The organism is Turicibacter sp. T129 (assembly GCF_025594975.1).
Lineage (GTDB): Bacteria > Bacillota_I > Bacilli_A > MOL361 > Turicibacteraceae > Turicibacter > Turicibacter bilis.
The window spans coordinates 1-22,626 of the sequence record NZ_JAMQUU010000066.1; the positions used below are offsets into that span (position 1 = coordinate 1).

The 22,626-nt window shown below is 35.2% G+C and carries 20 protein-coding genes; 2 read left to right on the top strand and 18 right to left on the bottom strand.

Annotated features, from left to right (window positions below):
* Positions 1-15: 15 nt before the first annotated feature.
* Positions 16-912, bottom strand: a complete 897-nt coding sequence (locus tag NEH75_RS10815) for an RluA family pseudouridine synthase (protein ID WP_055242623.1) — start codon at positions 910-912, stop codon at positions 16-18.
* Between the two features lie 12 nt (positions 913-924).
* Complete coding sequence (gene lepB, locus NEH75_RS10820) at positions 925-1,425, bottom strand: signal peptidase I (RefSeq protein WP_055242621.1); 501 nt, start codon at positions 1,423-1,425, stop codon at positions 925-927.
* A gap of 206 nt (positions 1,426-1,631) precedes the next feature.
* Between lepB and pepT the strand changes: the two genes are divergently transcribed.
* Entirely contained in the window at positions 1,632-2,852 is a 1,221-nt protein-coding gene (gene pepT / locus NEH75_RS10825; RefSeq protein WP_055242618.1) for a peptidase T, read from the top strand.
* Between the two features lie 25 nt (positions 2,853-2,877).
* Here pepT and NEH75_RS10830 read toward each other — a convergent pair whose 3' ends face one another.
* The 16 genes from NEH75_RS10830 to NEH75_RS10905 form a co-directional block, all read right to left on the bottom strand.
* On the bottom strand, positions 2,878-3,417 hold the full coding sequence (locus NEH75_RS10830; protein WP_055242616.1) for a sugar transferase: 540 nt from the start codon (positions 3,415-3,417) through the stop codon (positions 2,878-2,880).
* 184 nt (positions 3,418-3,601) lie between these two features.
* Complete coding sequence (locus NEH75_RS10835) at positions 3,602-5,404, bottom strand: ABC transporter ATP-binding protein (protein ID WP_055305681.1); 1,803 nt, start codon at positions 5,402-5,404, stop codon at positions 3,602-3,604.
* Positions 5,397-7,127, bottom strand: coding sequence for an ABC transporter ATP-binding protein (locus tag NEH75_RS10840; RefSeq protein WP_055305682.1), 1,731 nt, complete (start codon positions 7,125-7,127; stop codon positions 5,397-5,399). Before NEH75_RS10840 ends, NEH75_RS10835 begins: the two co-directional genes overlap by 8 nt.
* Before the next feature lie 4 nt (positions 7,128-7,131).
* The gene (locus tag NEH75_RS10845) at positions 7,132-7,581 is read right to left on the bottom strand and encodes a MarR family winged helix-turn-helix transcriptional regulator (protein ID WP_055305683.1); all 450 of its coding nucleotides are present in this window, start codon (positions 7,579-7,581) and stop codon (positions 7,132-7,134) included.
* A gap of 139 nt (positions 7,582-7,720) precedes the next feature.
* The gene (locus NEH75_RS10850) at positions 7,721-10,012 is read right to left on the bottom strand and encodes an ATP-dependent DNA helicase (protein WP_055305684.1); all 2,292 of its coding nucleotides are present in this window, start codon (positions 10,010-10,012) and stop codon (positions 7,721-7,723) included.
* A gap of 232 nt (positions 10,013-10,244) precedes the next feature.
* A complete protein-coding gene (locus NEH75_RS10855; RefSeq protein ID WP_055305685.1) occupies positions 10,245-11,099 on the bottom strand; it encodes a hypothetical protein in 855 nt (284 codons plus the stop codon).
* A 105-nt stretch (positions 11,100-11,204) separates the two neighbouring features.
* On the bottom strand, positions 11,205-11,597 hold the full coding sequence (locus tag NEH75_RS10860; protein WP_055305686.1) for a hypothetical protein: 393 nt from the start codon (positions 11,595-11,597) through the stop codon (positions 11,205-11,207).
* Positions 11,598-11,937: 340 nt separating this feature from the next.
* Positions 11,938-13,494 (bottom strand): ABC-F family ATP-binding cassette domain-containing protein, encoded by a 1,557-nt coding sequence (locus tag NEH75_RS10865; RefSeq protein WP_055242602.1) that lies wholly within the window; start codon positions 13,492-13,494, stop codon positions 11,938-11,940.
* Positions 13,495-13,606: 112 nt separating this feature from the next.
* Complete coding sequence (locus tag NEH75_RS10870; RefSeq protein WP_262948870.1) at positions 13,607-15,631, bottom strand: peptide ABC transporter substrate-binding protein; 2,025 nt, start codon at positions 15,629-15,631, stop codon at positions 13,607-13,609.
* A gap of 159 nt (positions 15,632-15,790) precedes the next feature.
* A complete protein-coding gene (locus tag NEH75_RS10875; RefSeq protein ID WP_055242657.1) occupies positions 15,791-16,915 on the bottom strand; it encodes a ComEC/Rec2 family competence protein in 1,125 nt (374 codons plus the stop codon).
* 166 nt (positions 16,916-17,081) lie between these two features.
* Positions 17,082-18,326, bottom strand: coding sequence for an ammonium transporter (locus NEH75_RS10880; RefSeq protein ID WP_262948871.1), 1,245 nt, complete (start codon positions 18,324-18,326; stop codon positions 17,082-17,084).
* A 233-nt stretch (positions 18,327-18,559) separates the two neighbouring features.
* Entirely contained in the window at positions 18,560-19,237 is a 678-nt protein-coding gene (locus NEH75_RS10885; protein ID WP_262948873.1) for a M48 family metallopeptidase, read from the bottom strand.
* Between the two features lie 73 nt (positions 19,238-19,310).
* The gene (locus NEH75_RS10890) at positions 19,311-20,102 is read right to left on the bottom strand and encodes an N-acetylmuramoyl-L-alanine amidase (RefSeq protein WP_262948874.1); all 792 of its coding nucleotides are present in this window, start codon (positions 20,100-20,102) and stop codon (positions 19,311-19,313) included.
* A 542-nt stretch (positions 20,103-20,644) separates the two neighbouring features.
* Positions 20,645-20,914 carry a phage holin family protein gene (locus tag NEH75_RS10895; protein WP_262948875.1) on the bottom strand — a complete coding sequence of 90 codons (270 nt, stop codon included), beginning with the start codon at positions 20,912-20,914 and terminating at the stop codon, positions 20,645-20,647.
* A gap of 124 nt (positions 20,915-21,038) precedes the next feature.
* The gene (locus NEH75_RS10900; RefSeq protein ID WP_055242593.1) at positions 21,039-21,389 is read right to left on the bottom strand and encodes an ArsR/SmtB family transcription factor; all 351 of its coding nucleotides are present in this window, start codon (positions 21,387-21,389) and stop codon (positions 21,039-21,041) included.
* Positions 21,390-21,486: 97 nt separating this feature from the next.
* A complete protein-coding gene (locus tag NEH75_RS10905; RefSeq protein WP_068759551.1) occupies positions 21,487-22,038 on the bottom strand; it encodes a YdcF family protein in 552 nt (183 codons plus the stop codon).
* Positions 22,039-22,190: 152 nt separating this feature from the next.
* Here NEH75_RS10905 and NEH75_RS10910 point away from each other — a divergent pair, with 152 nt between their 5' ends.
* Positions 22,191-22,499, top strand: coding sequence for a LysM peptidoglycan-binding domain-containing protein (locus NEH75_RS10910; protein WP_055242589.1), 309 nt, complete (start codon positions 22,191-22,193; stop codon positions 22,497-22,499).
* The last annotated feature ends 127 nt before the right edge of the window (positions 22,500-22,626 follow it).

Here is a 22,626-nt window from a genome sequence, read left to right on the forward strand (position 1 = left end):
CAGTTGACAAAGAGCCTAAATGAGCTTTTGCATATCCGTTGGCAATGGAACCGTAATTTCTAATAGCTCCTTTGTTATGGGATGAGTCATTTCAATACGTGAAGAATGAAGGGCTTGTCGCTTAAGTGGTCCAACTTTTGCAACACCTCCATATAGGACATCTCCAAGCAATGGATGGCCTAAGTGACTCATATGAACACGAATTTGATGTGTTCGTCCGGTTTTCAATTCTAATTCCACTAAGGCATAGTTTTTAAATTGTTTTTTTAATTGATAAAAAGTAATCGCCTGATCACCATTTTTAGCGACACGTCGTCGTGCACTATGATGACGATCTTTACCAATTGGAGCATCAATTTTCCCTTTTTTTGTTTTTAATCTTCCCATCACTAAAGCTAAATACCAACGTCTAATTTTTTTCTCTGATAGCCAATAATCCATTAAGCTATGCGCTAGATAATGTTTTGCAAAAATAATCCCACCACTTGTATCCGTGTCTAATCGATGAATGTATCGAACTCGATGAGAGATTCCTTTTTCTTGATAATAATGAGCCACTCCATTGACTAAAGTATCCCTTCCATTCTTTTGGTCAGGGTGTACCATTAATCCTGCTGGCTTATTAATAATCAACAAATGATCGTCTTCATAAACAATATCTAACTTCATCTTTTGTGGGTGAAAATCAATTTCTTCGGCTTCAAAAACAGGAATCGATAGTTGATCTCCTACTTGAAGTTGCTCATTAAAATTTGTTCCTTCTCCATTTAACGTCACTTTTTTATCCATATATAATTCATGGATTTTCTTTCGTGATAAATGATAATTTTGCAAAAACTCACGAATGGTTTGATTCGCTTGTTCCTTTTCTATCATAAATACTAATTGCTCATTTTCGCGAGTTACTTTCATGTTACCACCACGTTACTTTCTAAATTGCTTGACCACTCCAACAACATCTTCCTTAATTCTAATTAAGCCTAATGAAGGGGAGCGTGAATCTAAGCTATGATTTCGATTGTCCCCCATGACAAAAAGGTGTCCTTCTTCCACGATTAAATCAATTTTAGGATGTCGTTTCATCGGCTCGTTAATGTAAGGTTCCTCTAGTAAAATGCCATTAATATAGACCCTTCCATCCTCCACCAAAACATGTTCATTCGGTAAACCGATGACACGCTTTAAAAAAAATTTATGTTGATTTTTTTGATGAGCTCTAAAAGCTACTAAATCATGACGTTTAGGTTCACCTCGATGATAGGCTCGACAATCTAAAATAATGGGTTGGTTATTCTTGATTGTTGGCACCATTGATTGTCCCCGTGCTAATGCAAGACGAACAAAGCGAGAAATAACATAACCCACGAGTAAACTAGCTCCCACTTCAACTACATCATCTAAAAACGTATTCTCTTCCTTCCCCACCTCAAACGACCTCCTCTACTACTAATCCTTTTCTTTTTCTATTATAACATAATGACTCCTCCCTTACATACAACCTTTAAAATGTGAACTAAATTCACTTAAAACACCCCATCATTCATTATATTATTTATGAATTCATGGTAAAATATACATAATTTAAAGTGAAGAGCACATACTAAATTGAATCATTATTGGAGGGCTTATTTATGAAAACTGTTATGGATCGTTTCTTAAACTATGTTACCTATGATACAAAATCAAATCCTGAATCACTAACAACACCTTCGACTGAATCACAGCTACTCTTTGGTGATATCTTAATTGAAGAGTTACATGAATTAGGATTAACTGAAATTGAAAAAGATGAAAATGGCTATATCTATGCGACATTACCAGGAAATGTTGAACATGATGTTCCTGTGATTGCTTTCATCTCACATATGGATACCAGTCCAGACTTTAGCGGCACAAATGTAAACCCACAAGTCGTTGACTATGCGGGAGGAGATATTGTTTTAAATAAAGAAAAAAATATCGTTTTATCTCCAACTGACTTTCCTTCTTTAAATCAATACGTAGGTCAAACGTTAATTACAACAGATGGAACAACATTACTTGGAGCTGATGATAAAGCGGGAATTGCTGAAATTATGACAGCGATTGATTATTTGAAACAACATCCTGAGATTAAACATGGCTGTATTAAAGTTGCTTTTACACCCGATGAAGAAATTGGACGCGGAGCCGATCACTTCCAAGTTGAAAAATTCGGTGCCAACTTTGCTTATACTGTGGATGGTGGAATTTTAGGAGAATTACAATATGAATCATTCAATGCTGCAGGAGCTAAAATTACAGTTCACGGAAAAAGCGTTCATCCGGGAGATGCCAAAAACAAAATGATTAATGCTGGTTTAATTGCCACTGAAATTGCGAGCATGTTCCCACGTCTTGAAACCCCACAACATACGGAACATTATGAAGGATTCTATCACTTAACAGATATTTCAGGACATTGCGAAGAAGCTTATCTAAATTTAATCATTCGTGACTTTGATACCGAACGTTTTAACTCACGCAAACAATTTGTTGAAGATTTAGTAAAAGAATTTAATCAAAAATATCCATCTAATACGGTTGAACTTGATATGCGCGATCAATACTATAATATGCGCCTTCAAATTGAAGATAAAATGCACATTGTTGAGTTAGCAAAACAAGCATTTGTAGAAGTTGGAGTGGAACCTTTAATTATTCCGGTTCGAGGAGGAACGGATGGATCTAAATTATCCTTCATGGGCCTTCCAACACCAAATCTTTTCACAGGTGGGCATAACTTCCACGGTAAATTTGAATATATTCCAGTTCCATCAATGGAAAAGGCTGTTAGCGTCATCGTTAAAATTGCTGAATTAGCCGCAAAATAAAAAGCTAGTCAAAACTAGCTTTTTTTCATTGTCGAATCAATAACAAAATCAAGCTTTTGCAAATAATCTTTATATCAAACCATATGCTTTGATGTTCAATGTAGTATACATCTAAAATAAACTTCTCCTCCCAGGTTAGGTTTTGTTGACTATGAATTTGACTCCACCCTGTCATTCCAGGACGAATAGAATGACATTTCATGTATCGTCGATTTCTCGAAGGAATGGAGCGAATCAAAACTGGTCTAGGACCAACTAAACTCATATCTCCAATTAAGACATTATAAAACTCTGGAAGATGCTGTAAATGATAGCTTTTTAAAAAACGTCCCAATTTTGTTAGACGTTGTTCCGGTGATAATAAGTTCCCTTGCTTATCTCGGGATTCATTCATTGTTTTGAATCGATACAAAGTAAATAGTTTTTGATTTAGTCCTGGATATCGCTGCTTATAAATGACTGGCCAACCTAAATCAAAAAAGACTAAGATTCCAATCAATAAATAGATGGGTGATAAGACAGTCAACATTAAAAAAGAAATCATGATATCCATCATCCGCTTCATCATTTCGCCCCCTTTTTCAATGGAGTTGTGAAATTCCCCCTTTATTTCAAGCTTAATTATGAACCCTTTCACTTTTTCTTACTATCTTATTTTCGTGGAAACTTCTACTACTACTATATGCCCTAACTAAGCTTCTGTTCAAATTAGTAAAACAATCCATTAGTTTACCTAATGGATTGTTTTTTTACTGTCTAAATTGACTATTATATAAATTAGCATAAAAACCATCGATTGCTAGTAATGTTTCATGATTTCCTTGTTCAATGATTTCTCCTTGATTTAAGACCAAAATTTGATCAGCATTACGAATCGTACTTAAACGATGCGCAATCACAAAGGTTGTCTTACCTTCCATTAAACGAAGCATTGCTTTTTGAATTTCAACTTCTGTTCGCGTATCAATCGACGATGTTGCCTCATCTAAAATTAAAATAGAAGCTTGTGATAATACGGCACGCGCAATTGCTAGTAATTGTCGTTGTCCTTGAGATAAATTACTTCCATTATCCGATAAAACCGTATCATAGCCATCCGGTAACTGCATAATGAACTTATGGGCATTCGCCATTTTAGCAGCCTGGATAACTTCTTCATCACTTGCATCTAAACGACCATAACGGATGTTTTCACGAACCGTTTCTGAGAATAAATACGTATCTTGTAAGACCATTGAAATACTACGTCTTAAACTTCCACGAGTAATTTGATCAATATTTTCACCATCGATTAAAATTTCACCCGAATCGATATCATAAAACTTTGTTAATAAGTTAATAATCGTCGTTTTTCCTGCACCTGTTGGTCCCACAATGGCAACTGTTTCTCCTCGACGCGCATGAATACATGCATCTTTTAAAATTGTTTTTCCTGTATCATACGAGAACTTAACATGATTTAAAATGACATCCCCGTCTAATTTCTCAACATCATGAGCACCTTCTCGATCTGTTTCTGGTGTTTCATCCATAATCTCAAATACACGTTCTGCTCCTGCTAATGCAGATTGAACCGTATTAAAAATATTTAAAATCTCATTGATTGGACGTGTAAAGTTTCTCATATATAAGATAAACACAAAAATATTTCCAACTGTAATACTCGTTGTTGTAAGAGCTAAAACACCACCAACAACAGCCACTAACAAGAAAGTAAGGTTATTAATAAAGTTATTCACTGGTCCCATGAATCCTGATAAAGCCTGCGCCATAATTGCACTTTTTGTTAAACGGCGGTTAATCTTTCCAAACTCCTTCTCAACTTCCTCCTCTTGTGAGAATAACAATACCGCTTTTTGTCCCGAAACAATCTCTTCAATATAACCATTGAGACTTCCTAAATCTTGTTGTTGTTTAATAAAGAAAGGCTGTGTTTTTTTCACTAAAAAACGTGACGTTAAAAACATCAATGGTGTCGTTAATAATCCTACGACTGTTAGTGTTGGACTTAAAACAATCATGGCAATCAGCATCCCAATGATCGTAATAATACCTGAAAACATTTGAGTAATACTTTGAGACAATGTCATATTAATATTATCGACATCATTCGTTAAACGACTCATTAAGTCACCACTTGAATGTGTATCAAAAAAGCGAAGTGGTAGCTTTTGCATGCTATTAAATAATTGACGACGAATTTCTGCCGTTGTTTCTTGAGATAACTTAATCATAATTAAGTTTTGAATGTAAGTGGCAATGACACTAATTAAGTAAATCAACCCGATAAAGATACAGATTGTTTTTAGCCCTGATAAATCACCGGGTACAATATAATCATCAATGATGCTTCCATAATAGTTTGTGGCTAAAACACTGACAATCGTTGAAATAATACATAAAATAAACACAATAATCAAAGCATAGACTTTATGACTCATATAAGCCAGTAATCGTTTAATAGTTGATTTTGGATTTTTTAACTTCTCAGCTTTGTGAAAACGTCCACCAGGTCCTGGTCCACCTGGTCCTGGTCCCATCGGTCTACTCATGGTTGACAGCCTCCTCCCCTAATTGTGAAATCGCAATACTACGATAGATTTCATTTGTTTTTAATAATTCCTCATGAGTTCCAATTCCTGAAATCTCACCTTGATCTAACACAATAATCTGATCGGCATCCATCACTGCTGAAATACGTTGCGCAATCATAATAACCGTACTCTCTTTCATACGCTCTTTAATGGCTCGTTGCAACTTACTTTCGGTTGCCATATCTAGTGCACTTGATGAATCATCTAAAATTAAAATTTTAGGATCACGAATTAATGTTCTTGCAATCGAAACACGTTGTTTCTGTCCACCTGATAAGTTCTTTCCACGTTGTTCAACGACTGTTTCATAACCATCTTCTTTCGCCTGGATAAACTCCATTGCCTGAGCATCTTTTGCAGCATCATCTAACTCATCTTGAGTCGCCTCATGGTAACCAAATTTAAAGTTTGAAGCAATCGTTCCTGAGAATAAAATACTTTCTTGTAAAACAACTCCAATCTTATCTCTTAACTCACTCAGGCTTAATGTTTTAACATTTTGACCACCAATTAAGACTTCCCCTTCGCTGACATCATAAAGACGTGGAATTAAATTGACTAATGAACTTTTCCCCGATCCAGTTCCACCAATAATTCCGACTTGATTGCCTTGCTTAATCTTAAAGGAAATATCTTTTAATACTTCTTCACTGTGCTCATGATACTTAAATGAAACATTTTTAAATTCGATGTCATAGTTTGTTAATTCAGCTGTTTTTTCATTTTCTTGAATACTTGAATTTGTGGCAAACACTTCATTGATACGATCAGCTGATGCTTTTGCACGTGAGAAATTCATCGAAATCATGATCACCATCATCATAGACATCATAATTTGTGTTAAATAATTAATAAAGGCCATGATTTTACCCGTTTCAAGTAAGCCATCTTGAACTAAATATCCCCCATACCACAACACACCAATGACACTAAAGTTAACCAGTAACATGACGACTGGATTTAAAATAATCATAATTTTTTGTGCACGAATACTTTGACTCATTAAATCATCATTCGCCTCATTAAAGCGATCACGTTGTTTATGCTCCATGGTGAATGCTTTAATGACACGAACTCCTAATAAGTTTTCACGCATCACATTGTTCACTTTATCAATTTTTTCTTGCATCGTTTTAAATAACGGGAAAGATTTTGACATCACGATTGCAACAAAAATTAAAATAATTGGAATCGTAATTACAAACACAATGGATAAGCTTTGACTTAATCGGTAGGCCATCCATAATCCCCCGATACAAAGTAACGGCGCACGAACTAAAATACGAAGTCCCATCATCACCATCGTTTGAACTTGAGTAATATCATTTGTTAAACGTGTAATTAATGATGATGTTTTAAAATGATCTAATTCTAAAAATGAAAGGGACTGAATTTTAGCGAATAATCCATCACGTAAATTTTGCCCTAAATTTACTGCCGCAATAGTTGAAAAAATAGAGCATCCCACTCCTCCAATTAACCCTAAAAAGGCAAATAGAATCATCTTTGCACCTGCAGTCAACACATAATTAATATCACTATTAGCAATTCCAATGTCTACAATGTTCGATAACATGGTTGGCAAGGTTAAATCCATCGCAACCTCTAGCAACATCAAAATAGGTGCCAAAATGGCATAAAAAATAGCTGGCCCCTTTAAATATCTTAATAATTTAAACATCCTATTAACTCTCCCTTCTCTTTAAATTTTCATACATTCGGTTCAGGTAACCAAGGACTTCTTCTCTTTCCTCTTTTGTAAATCCTACAAAACAACACTCATCAATTTCACAAAATGTTTGTTTCACCTGTTTTTGGGCTTCAAATCCAGTCTCCGTTAAAAAGACATTCGTAATTCGACGATCCTCTTGATTTGCTTCACGATAAATTAATCCACTTCTTTCTAAATGACTTAATAAACTCGTGGCAGTGGCCGGTTGAATATGACAATGCTTGGCCAAATCTTTTTGTGAACATCCATTATGATGATGTAAATAATCTAAAACTTTAGGTTGCCCCTCTGTCAATCCTAATTCTTGAAATCGATGTTGGCAAACTTTTCGGTGCATCTTTGATGTCCGAATAAACGCACGATGCAATGATTTTGACCTACTATCATCTAATTTTCCTTTCATGTTATCCCTCCTTTTCTTTTAAATAGTTAGATATCAAATCTTTAGATATCTAAATAATTACCATATTCACAAATAAAAGTCAATGAGTCTAAACTAAAACATAAAAACAGAGCCGTAGCTCTGTCTTTAGTCGTGACGATTATTTTAAAAACTTTGCATGTTGCCATTCATAAGGAAAGAGTGATAAATACGTGGGTTCAATATAACGTTCATCAATCATAATCACAACGCCTTTATCCTCTTCTGTTCGAATCACACGTCCCACTGCTTGCATCACCTTATTAAACCCAGGATAAAGATAGGCATATAAATATCCCTTCTTAAAAGCTTCTTCAAAATAAAGTCGACGCTGTTCAGTCAAAGGATTAATTTGAGGAAGTCCAACCCCAACAATAATAGAACCGATCAGTCGATTTCCAATAAGGTCAATCCCTTCACTAAAAACACCACCTAAAACAGCAAATGCCACCAAAGTTTCACTAGAATTGGCTTGGAATGAATCTAAAAAGGCTTCACGAGCTGACTCATCCATCTCACGCTCTTGTTTTAATAAACGTTGCTCATCGTCTATTAATTCTTTATACGCCTCATACACCATCTCTAGATATTGATACGATGGAAAGAATACAAGATAATTCCCCTGCTGGTTTCTAGTTACTTGATAAATTGTTGAAATCAGGGGGGCAAGCGTTTGATCCCGCTGCTTATACTTCGTTGAAATGCCATGATGGACATATAAATCTAAATGCTCGCGATCAAAAGGTGAGGGTAAAAAGATTTGCTCACACTCCTCATCATGAAGTAAGACAGTATGATAATAGCTCAGTGGATGTAAGGTCGCTGAAAATAAAATACTTGATCGAACTCGCTCCATTTTTTCACTTAAATAAAGGCTTGGATTTAAACAAATCAGACTTATCTTGACTTCAATCCCCGATCGTTCATAACGAACGCGAAAACTGTCATTGTAATAATCAGAAATTCGCAAAAATTGATGACAATCAAAATATAAATTCATTAATTGGGGTTTATATTCAGTCTCAGGGTGCCGATATAAATATTTTTCCAACGCCTCAAGAAGAGATTGAATCTTTGTTAAAAAAACTTTATCTATATCATCTTTAAATAAATCATAAACTTTCTTTTCTTCAAGTTCATGACGATACTCAATAAATTTCAAATTCAAAGCCCCTAATACCTTTGCTAATGGTTTATGCCGGTCTTTAAATAAACGTTTCAGCTCTTGAATCGGCGCCTTAGTTAAGGAAGCACTATACATGTCGCAAGCTCGATCATATAAATTATGTGCCTCGTCAATTAAGGCAATATGGGGTGACGGCTCATCAAAAAAGCGACGGAGGTAAGCACGTGGATCAAACATGTAGTTATAATCTCCAATCACGGCATCGCTAATCGACGCCATTGCCAACGAATACTCAAATGGACAGACGCTGTGCTTTTTAGCATAACTCACGATTCGATCACGATTAAACAGTTGTTCTGACTCAAATAGATCTTTAGTTGCTTCGTTAATTCGATCAAAATAACCTTTAGCATAAGAACAATAGCTTGGATCGCATTTTACTTCATCCATTAAACAAATTTTCTCTTTTGCCGTAATCGTTGTCACTTTGGCTTGCCATCCATTGGCTAAGCAAGTATCAAAGGCTTTTTCTGCCACGCTACGGCCAATCGTTTTAGCAGTTAAATAAAAGATTTTTTGTTCATGTTCTGTTAAGGCTTTGATGCTTGGAAAAATAGTTCCCATTGTCTTGCCAATCCCTGTTGGAGCTCGTAATAAAAGTCGTTTCTTTTGTTTAACACATTGATAAACCGCCCCTGATAATTCTCGTTGATAAGCTCGAAAATCTCCAAATGGAAACTGTAAGGTTTTAGCTGTTTTTAATTTTAACTCCATCGAACGTAATAAAATCAAGTACCAATCCAAGTAAATACGTAACGTTTCTTGAACAAACGGTTCTAACATTTCTTTCGTATATATTTGATCAAAACAACGTTGATTAATGCCCTCTAAATCGCAATAGATCAATCGAACCGTTATTTCTTCCCAGTCTAAATGCTGACATAATAGTAAATAAGCATACATCTTGGCTTGAGCATAATGAGCTGGTCGATCATTCTCTTCAATTACTTCTAGCTTGCGTGTCGTTGATTTAATTTCTCCAACAATCCATCTTCCATCTCTCTCTAGTAATAAATCCATTCGACCACTTAAATGAATCTCATGTTCATCTAATGATAAAATATGTTCTAAATAAACTTCACACTCTTCATCTAAATATTGATCTTGGATGACTTGATGAACCTCTGTTCCATACTGCGCACGATTCGCTTGAAAATATTCTAAATTTAAATCGCCTTGCTGATATACGTAACTAACGACTTCTTTGATTCCTTTACGAATAATCATCATTTCACCAAATTTCTATATAAAAGCAGATAAATATTTAACATTTCCCTGTCAATGTTAACCTCTTAAACCATCATAAGCAAAAGCTAACACTCAAAATTGATTCTTATCTATTTATCCTTTTTACCATCATAACACTTTTTATTCCTCTACTCCTAGATGATAATCCTTCCAGTTATCAACTAGCAGATAAAAACGTCTCAAAAGGAATATTCCCTCTGAGACGTTTCATTTAAACCGCTGGTTGAATTGAACCGAATTGTTTCGCACGAGATAAAATACGATAAACATAATCCTGTTCTTCAGCTAAGTGTAATTTTCCGCAAAATTCTTCATGTAACTGATAAAATTCTTCGACAATCGATTTTAAAACCTCTTCTAACTCTTTAATCGATGGACTAAATCCCCATTGTTTTAATTTGTTTTGTTGTTCTAATTTTAAAACGGATTCACTTCCCTCCATATGTGACCAATCTAAATAAACATTTGGTTTATTCCCATCTTGAATCATCCACATCGTTGCAACTAACCAACGCATAACATTTAAACAATGTCTCGCCTTATAAGATTCATCAACGTAAAAACTTCGATAAAATTCATAATAATTTGAGAAAAACTTTGTGCGCCAACTATCTAAATCCTCGAAGCTTAAGGTATACTGTAGATTTTTCGACTCTTCAGACACATAGGTCATAATCCCATACGGATCATCAACAATGATAATCTTCTTATAATCAATCGATGGTTGTATCTCTTTCACATCATGGAATGTGACGAAGACTTTCACTAGACTTTCATAATGGACAATTATTGTGCTTTGTTGCTTCATATCTTCCTCAAAAAAGAGGACTTTCCCAAAAGTCGAAGCAATAGCACGTTTATGTTGTAATGTCTCTTTATAAAATGCTGGTTGAACGACAAGATTTAAATGAAGGTCTAACTCCGAGGACCCTTCAATCAAGTCACTATAGAAAACAGAAATAATATGGGGATTTTTCTTTAACTCCTGTTTAATTATTTTTAATAAATCTTCACGTTCTAGTTCTCGGTGTACTTCATTTACATAGTATAACTCTCCCTTTTTCATCCGCTACCCTCCAGAACAACATTTATTGTCAATTTTTTACATTATATCACATTTTCAAACATTTGACCATATGCGTTCTGTTTTAAGCAATCTTCAATCATCCCTTTACAACTCTTCTCCTTGTTCAACGACTTCATATCCCTTATTTTCACCTCGTTTAATCCTCATCATCCAATGTTCTGTTTGATATTCACACTCTAGGTCATCTATTAAATTTAAATCATAATCAATTTTAACGATAAACTCTTCTATATTTCCCGATATCACTTGAATTTTCTTAATCTCAATGTGCCATTCTAACTGACCATTTTTTATCGGACTCATTCTCTCATTAATCGTATTATTAAAAAGAGAAAGCGCCACTTCCTTCATCAAGTCAACGGATTTCTGACGCCTCCGTTTATAACAAATCCCTCCAATAACCCCGACTCCTAAAACAATACAAATACTCGAGTGAACCCAAATTTTATTCCCTTTTCGTTTGATTCTTATTTTCATAGCTATCCCTCAACTTTTATTCATCTAATTCATTATAAGAGACATTAAATAAAAATATACACCTCAAATCGATCATTAATTCATGTGGTCGGCTATTATGTTCAATTAATATTTTAGACTATTTTCAAACGAGTGAGCCTAGTCTATCTTGGAAATAATTCTCTAGATCAAATTCCTTGCTTTATCTTTTAATCAGTGATCCACCCATCACCTTTATATCATTTCATCCCAAATTAATGATTCGATCTTAATCAATAAGAACGTTATCTTTTTGACATGATGTCGTTAACTTAACTCTATCAAAAAATGCGACCTCCTAACAAGGTCGCATTTTTTCACTTTATACTAAACGAGTCGTCCATTTTTCTCCGTCCCAAATATCTGTCACGACATCGCGATAGAATTCAGGCTCATGGGAAATCAGTAAGACACTTCCTTTATATTCTTTTAAGGCACGTTTTAATTCATCTTTTGCATCCACATCTAAGTGATTCGTTGGCTCATCGAGAATTAAGACATTTGTTTCACGGTTAATTAATTTAGCAAGGCGAACTTTCGCTTGTTCTCCCCCACTTAAAACCATTACTTTACTTTCGATATGTTTCGTTGTTAATCCACACTTAGCTAAAGCGGCACGAGCTTCCCCTTGTGTTAAGTGTGGGAACTCATCCCAGAACTCTTGTAAACATGTTTTATCTTTTCCACCTTTGATTTCTTGCTCAAAGTATCCGATATGTAAATGTTCACCTAATTCAACCGATCCTGAGATTGCAGGAATTTCACCTAAGATACTACGTAATAACGTTGTTTTCCCAATTCCGTTCGCTCCACAAATCGCAATTTTTTGTCCTCGTTCCATTGTTAAATTTAATGGTGCCGATAATGGTTCATTGTACCCAATCACTAAATCTTTTGTTTCAAAGATATAACGTCCTGACGTACGAGCCATCTTGAAGTTGAATTCTGGTTTTGGACGCTCAGCTGCTAACTCAATGATTTCCATTTTGTCTAATTTCTTTTGACGTGACATGGCCATGTTACGTGTAGAAACACGAGCTTTGTTACGAGCCACGAAATCTTTTAAATCAGCAATTTCTTGTTGTTGTTTTTTATAAGCAGATTCTAATTGTGCTTTTTTCGCTTCGTAAATACGAACAAAGTTATCATAATCTCCTACATAACGGTTTAACTCTTGATTTGCCATATGATAAATTAAGTTGATGACACTATTTAAGAATGGGATATCATGTGAAATTAAAATAAAGGCATTTTCGTATTCTTGTAAGTAACGTGTTAACCAAGTAATATGAGCCTCATCTAAGTGGTTTGTCGGCTCATCTAATAATAAGATATCTGGCTTTTCAAGTAATAATTTCGCAAGTAAAACTTTCGAACGTTGCCCTCCACTTAACTCCGTCACGTCACGATCTAATCCGATATCTTGTAATCCTAAACCTTTAGCTACCTCTTCTACTTTGGCATCAATGACATAGAAGTCGTTGTTTGATAAGATGTCTTGAAGGACACCGACTTCTTCTAATAAAGCATCCATTTCTTCTGGATCAACCTCGGCCATTTTCATATATAAATCATTAATTTTTGCTTCCATATCAAATAAATATTGGAATGCCGTTTTTAAGACATCACGAATCGTCATTCCTTCTTGTAATGACACATGCTGATCTAAATAACCAACGCGCACATTACGTGACCATTCAACTTTGCCTTCATCTGGTACTAATTTTCCAGTAATAATATTCATAAATGTTGATTTTCCTTCACCATTGGCTCCGATTAATCCAACATGCTCTCCTTTTAATAAACGGAATGATACATTTTCAAAAATAGCACGATCCCCAAACCCATGACTTAAGTTTGTAACGTTTAAAACACTCATTAATGGCTCTCCTTTCAAACATGAAGTCTCTTCATGTCGATTGAAATTTTTCTTCTTCGATTATATCTAACATTTTAATTAATGAAAAGAAAATTTTCATATTTTTCATCTGTTAATTTTCAACAGCACCATTGATGGATTTTGATTTCAACTGTTCTTGACGAACCGTTGACCATTTTTCATAACGTTTGTTTCGTTCTTCAAGCGTTACAATCCTGTCACTGAGTTGCATTCGTTTAAATTTCATCGGTGATAATCCATACGGACTATAAGACTTCGTATAAGGAATAATTCGAGAGACAGCATAGCTTCCACCTGAGGCATAAAGAGGAATAAAATACGCTTGATCAAGAGCATAGGCCTCAGCATCAGCATAGCGTTCATAACGCTTATCCATATCACGAACCTCTAAATTTGCTGCTTCTTTTAATTCTTTAAAAACATACAGACCGATTTGTTCCTTTAACTCTTTTTCTTCCTGACTCTGAATCGCTGATCGATTCAATCCAAAGCTTTTTAATAAATCTCCATTATCCGGATCTAAAATATCTAAATAACTTTTAGGATCGCCATAATCAGGCGACCATCCTGCTGAAAAGACCAGATCAGTATTGACTAATTCAGCTGTCTTAGAAGCTAATAAATTTTCACGAGAGCTCATAATTAAATTAATTAAAACCTCCCCCTCTAAATGTTGTTCAATACTTTGTTTTAAAGCTTGCGCACTTCGGAAACTTCCGTCACTTTCACTATTTATAATCACATCTAAATAAATGGGAAATGTCACACCTTGTGCTATCAATTCTTGTTTAGCAATTGCTAATTGCTCTTTCGCCTGTTCTGGATTAAAAAATGCCATCTGTCCATCGTCTAAGCTCAGCTGTTTAGAGTATAATACCGGATTTAGTCCCTTCAACGAGTCACTCACTAACTTACCATAACAATCACCATCACTCGTTTGAACGAACGTCGGCTGAGTTAATGTATTTCTTAATGAAATTTTTTTTAGCTCTTCCCCTACCACTTGCATATTGATTGATTCTGTATCAATCGCCCGCATAATCGCTCGACGAAATGAAGTATTTAAAATCGCTGCTTTCGTATCAGCTTTTTGCTGATTCGTTTTTGGCGAAACATCTTGACGGCTATCTAATGGCGAATGATACTGTTGGCGATTAAAGACAAAGGTTGCAAATGCCACAGATCCATTAGTATCGGTGACAAAAATAGAATCCCCATACTTTTCTCTCGCACTTTTAACCAGTGGAGGATTATTCACATCTAATGGGGCAGAAACAATTTCTCCACGATCAAAGGCTAAAAATAAAGTCGTCGGATCCGCTTGCTGACAATAAATCAACTTCACATTTGGAATATAAACGGAATCACGGTCCCAATAATTTGGGTTAGCTTCATATTCAATAATTGATTTTGAAGTAAAGTTTTTTAGAAAATAGGCTCCATTATATAAAATGGATTCTGGCTTAGCGACACCAAACTGGCAACTCGAATATTCTGGTTCTCCTAATTTACATCCTAATCCTTTTGATTCTAAAAAACTTTGGTTAACAGGCAACAAAATAGAATAAGTCGTCATGGTTGGAAAATAAGGCGTCGGTTGATTCAACTGATACTCCAGTGTATACTTGTCCACCGCCTTCACCCCGACTTCACTAAACGGAATCTCTCCATTCACATAAGCGTCTAAATTTTTAATGACCGATTGAACGAGATAAAGCGTCTGCGATTGAAAATCGGCCGCATGTTGAAGGCCTGTGACAAAATCTTGAGCCGTCACCTCAGCGTATTCTTCACCTTCATCTGTATACCAATAGACCCCTTGGCGAAGATCAAATCGCCAAATCGTTGAATCTTCATTCCCTTCCCAATGCGTTGCCATCGCACCCACTAAATTTCCATACGTATCATGTTCAAGCAACCCATCAATAAAGTTAGCAAAGTGTAAAGAATCCACGGTTTTATAAGTATATAAATAATCAAAGGTTTCTGGATCCATGCCATAAAATCCAACATAATCATGTTCTTGACGATCTTCTTGTTGAGCCTGTACTGGTCTCACGATACCAGCTAAACAGATACTGACTAATAATAAACCTATTAATCCTATGCGTCTCATCACATCACCCGATCCTATCAAAAATAAAAGTAGCCAAATGGCTACTCTTATTTTTCTACATTTTTCATGAGACATACATATTTAATAAGTTTCTACTAATCACTATTTGTCATCTTATCGTATATAGTCAATTTAATCATGATTACTTTATTCATCCATTTATTTAAAATCAACTTGATAAGTTAAACCATCTGTCGTCACAACTATATTCCCCTTTTCATAGGTAACGTAAACCTCATCAGTATAACGGTTTACACGTTCTAATAGTGCTCGATGGGGATGTCCATAACTATTATTTAATCCGGCACTAATGACGACGACTTCAGGTTGAACCTCTTGTAAAAAGTCTATCGAACTTGAAGTCTGTGACCCATGATGACCAGCTTTTAAAATCTCAGCCTCTAAATCACGATATAAGATTTTTTCCTCTGTCTTTGATTCCATATCTCCTGTAAATAAAAAGTCAATGTCTTGATAGCTTAGCTTTGTTAACACTGAATTATTATTTCGATCCCCATTATCATCACCAGTTTCAATGACTTCAAATGTAATCTGATCACTTAATTCAAAGATCATATCAGCATCTTCAAGATAAATAGCACCTTGCTCTTGTTGCTGTTTAACCGCTTCAAAATAAGCCTTATAGGTTTGAGAAGAGTGAGACTCTCCAGAATCAATAATCAAATGAACGCGATATTCTGCCATCACTTCTGCTAAACCTCCGATATGATCAGAATCTGGATGAGTCGCGACTAAAATTTCGATATCATCAACGCCAACTTTTTTCAAATAGTTTAACAATTTTGCTTCAGATCCGTTATTCCCACCATCAATTAAAATATGAAAATCATCATAAACAATTAAAGTGGCATCTCCTTGACCGATATCAATAAAATGGACTTCCAAATTCAAATCATTCGGACGCTTTACTAAATGACTATCTTGATATGTTTCAACCTCTTGATAGTTAGGGTGTGGCATCCATCCTAAATAGATGAAAATAGCTGATAATACAATTGCCCATCCAGTGAGCGAATAACGTATCAACTCTTGTTTTTTCTTCTTTTTAATTCTGCGATTATGTTTAACTAAATAAATACCTAACGGAGGGCATACAAATAACCAGACACAATTATACCAAACCTGACGTTGATTCTTTTTTAAACTTCCTAGTAACCCTAAGACTAAAATAACATAAGCAAGTATGAAAATTAAATAATCAGTCCAATTTGCCTGTTCGATTAATTCAATCACATAATCAATTTGTTCTAAAAACTGATTCAAAAAAATATCCTCCCTACAATTTGAGCTATTGTTTTTTAAAACTTCATTATAACACATCAATTCCCCCTCTTATCCTTTTATTTTAGGATCCGTTTTAAATTCGTGTGGATGACGCATAAAAAATAGGGCTGTCTCAAAATGAGATAGCCCCTTGATTCTTCATTTATTATTCTTCTTCATTTCCTACTAAAAATTCAGCATAAGCAGATTCACCATGCTCAGATAAATCAAGCCCTTGACGTTCTTCTTCTTTTGTGACGCGAAGTCCCATAATACGTTTTAAAGCTATAAAAATAATAAATGATGAAACAAATCCCCAAGTAGCAATCACTAAAGCACCTAATACTTGAATACCGAAGAAGCTTACACCACCACCGTACAGTAATCCATCAGTTGTAGCAAGTAATCCAGTTAAAATAGTACCAACGACTCCACAGAAACCATGAACTGGAATAGCTCCTACAGCATCATCTAATTTAAATTTACGTTCAAGTAAATCAGAACCAACCATCATCACAACACCTGAGACAATCCCAATGATAATTGCTCCAAGTGGTGAGACAAGATCACATCCTGCAGTTACCCCAACTAAACCAGCTAAAGCCCCATTCATGGCAGCTCCAACACTTGGTTTATCTTTAATCCATGAAATAACTAATGTCGTAACCGCTGCGGCTGCTGGTGCTAAATTGGTCGTCATCATAACATGGGCAATCGCTTCTGGATCACTTGCCGTTAACGTTGAACCTGCATTAAATCCAAACCACCCAATCCATAAGACAAAAACCCCCATAGCAGCTAAAATTAACCCATGACCATGAATGGTATTTGAACTACCATCTGGATTAAATTTACCTTGACGTGCCCCTAATAATTTCACTCCTGCTAAAGCGGCGAATCCACCTAATGCATGAACAACAGATGACCCAGCAAAATCATGGAATCCAAGTTGAGCTAGCCATCCGCCACCCCATACCCAATGACCACTGATTGGATAAATAATAGCCGTCATAATCGCACTAAAGACAAGATACGTTGAAAATTTCATACGTTCTGCAACAGCCCCTGAAACAATCGTTACCGACGTTGAACAGAAAACGGTTTGGAAAAAGACAAATGCTAATAATGGAATAATTAATCCCAATCCACTGTAATCCCCTGAAACGAATAAATCAGGTGTCCCAAATAATCCAAAATTTGATCCATTAAACATGAGTGAGAAACCAAAAACGAAGAAGACTAATGCCCCAATAGAATAATCCATGAAATTCTTCATCATAATATTGGCTGCATTTTTAGACCGTGTAAACCCACTTTCTACTAAAGCAAAACCTGCTTGCATCGAAAATACTAAAACGGAAGCAATAACTACCCATAAAGTATCAATAATTACATTAAGATCAACCGTCATAATCTTTCCCTCCTTAAATTTCACACCAACTGGTGTCAATTCCTTTACTATAAAATAAAAAGTAAATTCGGGCGATGCGCGATTGTCTTTGAGCTCAAAAGAAAATCAAAAAAGGCGAACTTCTTTCGAAGAACGCCATTGTTCACACCAAGTTTTTATTAACTAAGACCTCTTTGTCTATACTTCACTATATTCACATCAACCGGAAAAATAAACCTATTTTCGATATTTTTTTAAACTTTTTTCGCCTCAAATTCCTTCCACTGTGGTAAAAGAAATTCAACTAGCTCATAAAAACGATGACTATGGTTAGGCTGTAGCAAATGACTAAGTTCATGCACAACAACATACTCAATAAAAGCATCAGGCTGGTGAATCAGATTCTTATTAAACGTAATCGTTCCTCTTGTTGGACGGCACACACCCCATGTTGAAGTCATTTGACGATACTTAATCTCTACAGAAAGAATGCCCTGCTTTTCAAAATAAGGCCAGTAATACGTTATATAGTCAGTAATCTTCTGTTGTAATTGTTTAAACATCCAATTTTTTGCTGCGACGATTGCTTTTTCATCCGAATAGGCTCTAGGAACACTAAGAAGTAATTGATCCTCTTCTACTTTAATCGCCACCCGTGAGTGAGATAATCGTTTAACTTTTAGTGGAGAACCAAAATATAAAATCTCATCTGTCTCTAATGTTTGACTCGGTGCGCTTAATACCGCCTGTCGCTTCGCCATAATCCATGACCATTTGGCTAATACAAATGATTCAATCATCTCTTGCGTTATATGAGGTGAAGCTGAGATTTCAATATCCCCGCTACGGCGCACTCTCAAATACATATTTTTAATCGGTTTACGAATGATGGTTATTTCTAAGTCTTTCATGTTTAATGTTTCTACTGTCATGTTTTGCGCTCCATCTTAATAATATCTTTCATTATAACACAAAAAAAAGACTTCAAATGAAGTCTTTTTCCCATTATCTTTTCATTTCAACAGGTTGAATCCATACGCCTGGATAATTCGAATGAACTAATGCTTGTTGAACTTTTTTCGCCTCATTTAAATCAGAATAAGATCCACAAACCACACGATAATAAGTCTCTGTTTTTAAAGGTTCTGGACGATCAACCACTTCATGTCGCAACTCGCGTTGATAATTCATATTGCATGCTTTACTTAAGGCTACAACAATCGCCTCAACATAAGCATCTTCTTGATTTAAGAAAGTATATAAATCACTTTCATTATCTAGATAAAACATTTCGATAATATCACAAGAAACCCCACCACGCCAAGCTTCTCGAATAATACCATAATAGTCAGTATAATTATAAGTTTGTGTAAATCTTAATGTTTTAGGATCAATATAACGTTCATAAAATTCACCAGTATACGCTCTTGAGAAAATTTCTCGAAAAGCATTCAAGCGACTAAGCTCTTCTCTTAAATAATATTCAAATCGGGCGCTATCTTCTTTAATCGGTACATAAATTTCAGCTCCGCTATATTCACCTGTACCTCCGGCACTATTCACATGAATACTAATCGCTAAGTTAGGCTGTAATTCAGCAATTTGACGACCTCTGGCTGAGGCATTTCCAATATATGTATCATCCGTTCGTAATTGAGTTACTTGAAATCCAATTTGTCTTAATCGATTACTAACTTTTGTTGCCACACGTAAAGTAATATCTTTTTCATTGTATCCACCAAAATGAGCACCTTTATCCCATCCACCATGACCTGCATCTACTACAATATAAGGCATTCTATCACTCCTCACTCCTAATATAAGTCTGCCCTCTTATTGTATATGCCTCAGAAAGGCTGATGGTATAGGCACTTGACATCCTCAGAGTATCCCCTTTATACTTTATAGCTATTTTGTTCACTTCTCTTGATGATTGAAAAATAGCTTTTTCAATGAGACCTGTTAAAGAGGTATCCATCATTGATCAAGTTCGTCGACTATCACCTATCTTATCGTCAACTTGATTAAGTCATTTTCATTATTCATCCGTGCCGTTTTCACAAACAACTCAAACGATTTATCGTTAATTATCTTTGAAATGATTTGTCTTAAATTCATTCACAGAATCACTTTCACGATGAATCTCTATAAGAGTTTTTCATATGGGAAAACTTTTAGCTGGACTATAGTCTGCCTTAGTATTAAAGTAATTGCTCAACTAAGACTGATATACAATGATGAAATACATTTCTGTTTCTATATCTATCCATATTATTTTAAAGGAGATAACTAAAGTTAATATCTCTACTATGAAACGGATAGGTTAAAACTCGTCTAAACTAGAGAAAAAACTGAGTAATCGGTGTAATATTAAGTGTCATAAAAATTAAATCCATTCCTTCAGATAGCCACTCAATTAGATTAAAGCCAATTAAATAATGGAGCACAGTCAAAACGACCATTGATAATAAAATCACGGCTTTTCGTATCAGTCCGTCTAATCCAATTGGGCTATTTAATTCCCCTTTCAAATATGCTTTGACATAGCCCGTTACAAAATCAATTAATACTACTACAGCCATTACACTTAACATTCGATGCATCGACATTGCTCTCCCCCTCCTTTACTATAAACCTCTAGAGAAGTAGGAGATTCGGTGTGTCCCAAATAAAAAAAACGCCAGATAAATCATCATCTGACGTCTGTTTATAAGCTATTTTACTTCATCTAGTCTAATGCTGATGAAGCACGTGAACTAATCCTTGTTCATATAACATTTTAATATGATCATCATCTAGTGAGTAATAAACAACTTTTCCCTCTTTACGATAATTCACTAAGTGCGCCTGTCTTAAAACACGTAATTGATGTGAAATGGCTGATTGTGTCATTTCAAGTAATGCTGCTAAATCACATACACACATTTCTGAATGAACAAGGGCTGAAAGAATACGAATTCGAGTTAAATCTCCCATGGCTTTATATAAATCAGATAATTTTAATAAATCATCATCGTTTGGCATCTTTATTTTAACTTTTTTAACTACATCATCATGAATGGCTTCTAAGCTACATGCTTCCATTTCTTCACCTCATTTTACCGTTATGTGAAGATTATATGACTAACACGCCTAAAGTGCAAGAGTTTGCCTTAAAAACGTCAATTGATACAAAATATCGTTATCTTTCTCGATCAAAAATCCATGATTTAACAATCGCTAAATGTTCTCGCAACTCCCATTTATATCGTTTCGGAATTGGTGATGGGGCTCCTATAATCATATGATCCATCCCAATTCGTTTCGCTAAAAAGGACGTACGAATACTATGAAACTCATTTGTCACAATCGCAATTTTATGGTTAGGTAATAACGGTTTCGACCAGATTAAATTTTCAAACGTATTATGCGCTTGATCTTCCATGATAATTCGTTCTTTTTCAATTCCATACTCTTCGATTAACACTTTTTGCATCAAATGTGCTTCTGGTGGTAAGGTTTCACTTCCTTTACCCCCCGTGACCACAACCATCAGCTGTGGATGCTCTTTCAAAAGCTCTGCGCCTTTTTCCAATCGAGAACGAAGTGTTTGTGTGACATGATTACTTCTTAATGAAGATCCTAAAATTAAAATATAATCAATGTCTGGCGTTAATTTCTGTTTTAGTGATTGATTCATTTGAAGATGCATGCCGACTAAATAAATCACTAAGACTGTCACAACTCCCACCATCCTAATCCCTCCCTCCTTACCTTTCTACTCTCATCCTATGACACCTCTTCTTAAAATGTGTTGTTTTCATTATCAAAAAATTAGTCAAATGCCTATGTTTTTTGCATAGATTATAGTAGAAATGATGTCCTAAACTGTAAGGAAGTGAGCGTATGGAATCAAAAACATTTGCAACAACGACCTACTTAATTCAATCAGATGATACTATCAGGACGATTGCGTCAAAGTTTCAAACCACGCCACAACAATTAATCAAACTTAACGGAAACAAGCCACTCATCATTCAAACGAAACATCAAATCAAAGTTCCTCTTCCTTCAAATTCAAAACTTCATGTCGTTACGGAAGGAGAGTGCATTCGAGATCTTCTCATTCGCTTTAAACTATCACCTGATGAACTTATTTCCTTGAATCAGAATTTATTTTTACAACCTGGCCAACTCATTACCATCGAACGCTAAAAATCACACAGTGATCCTGTGTGATTTTTAACACTTCTAAAATATAAGCTTCTAATGAATCATATCTCATTTAATTCAATTTTCTATAAAACTCTATGCCCTATCCTCTATTTAAGCTATGAATAGA

Coding starts and splice junctions, on each gene's coding strand:
- NEH75_RS10865 (WP_055242602.1), bottom strand. CDS start 13,494: ATGAGTGTTTTAAACGTTACAAACTTAAGTCATGGGTTTGGGGATCGT.
- NEH75_RS10815 (WP_055242623.1), bottom strand. CDS start 912: ATGAAAGTAACTCGCGAAAATGAGCAATTAGTATTTATGATAGAAAAG.
- NEH75_RS10840 (WP_055305682.1), bottom strand. CDS start 7,127: ATGTTTAAATTATTAAGATATTTAAAGGGGCCAGCTATTTTTTATGCC.
- pepT (WP_055242618.1), top strand. CDS start 1,632: ATGAAAACTGTTATGGATCGTTTCTTAAACTATGTTACCTATGATACA.
- NEH75_RS10900 (WP_055242593.1), bottom strand. CDS start 21,389: ATGGAAGCATGTAGCTTAGAAGCCATTCATGATGATGTAGTTAAAAAA.
- NEH75_RS10905 (WP_068759551.1), bottom strand. CDS start 22,038: ATGGTGGGAGTTGTGACAGTCTTAGTGATTTATTTAGTCGGCATGCAT.
- NEH75_RS10910 (WP_055242589.1), top strand. CDS start 22,191: ATGGAATCAAAAACATTTGCAACAACGACCTACTTAATTCAATCAGAT.
- NEH75_RS10830 (WP_055242616.1), bottom strand. CDS start 3,417: ATGAAGCGGATGATGGATATCATGATTTCTTTTTTAATGTTGACTGTC.
- NEH75_RS10885 (WP_262948873.1), bottom strand. CDS start 19,237: ATGACAGTAGAAACATTAAACATGAAAGACTTAGAAATAACCATCATT.
- NEH75_RS10860 (WP_055305686.1), bottom strand. CDS start 11,597: ATGAAAATAAGAATCAAACGAAAAGGGAATAAAATTTGGGTTCACTCG.
- NEH75_RS10835 (WP_055305681.1), bottom strand. CDS start 5,404: ATGAGTAGACCGATGGGACCAGGACCAGGTGGACCAGGACCTGGTGGA.
- NEH75_RS10855 (WP_055305685.1), bottom strand. CDS start 11,099: ATGAAAAAGGGAGAGTTATACTATGTAAATGAAGTACACCGAGAACTA.
- NEH75_RS10850 (WP_055305684.1), bottom strand. CDS start 10,012: ATGATTATTCGTAAAGGAATCAAAGAAGTCGTTAGTTACGTATATCAG.
- NEH75_RS10880 (WP_262948871.1), bottom strand. CDS start 18,326: ATGACGGTTGATCTTAATGTAATTATTGATACTTTATGGGTAGTTATT.
- NEH75_RS10890 (WP_262948874.1), bottom strand. CDS start 20,102: ATGCCTTATATTGTAGTAGATGCAGGTCATGGTGGATGGGATAAAGGT.
- NEH75_RS10895 (WP_262948875.1), bottom strand. CDS start 20,914: ATGTCGATGCATCGAATGTTAAGTGTAATGGCTGTAGTAGTATTAATT.
- NEH75_RS10845 (WP_055305683.1), bottom strand. CDS start 7,581: ATGAAAGGAAAATTAGATGATAGTAGGTCAAAATCATTGCATCGTGCG.
- NEH75_RS10870 (WP_262948870.1), bottom strand. CDS start 15,631: ATGAGACGCATAGGATTAATAGGTTTATTATTAGTCAGTATCTGTTTA.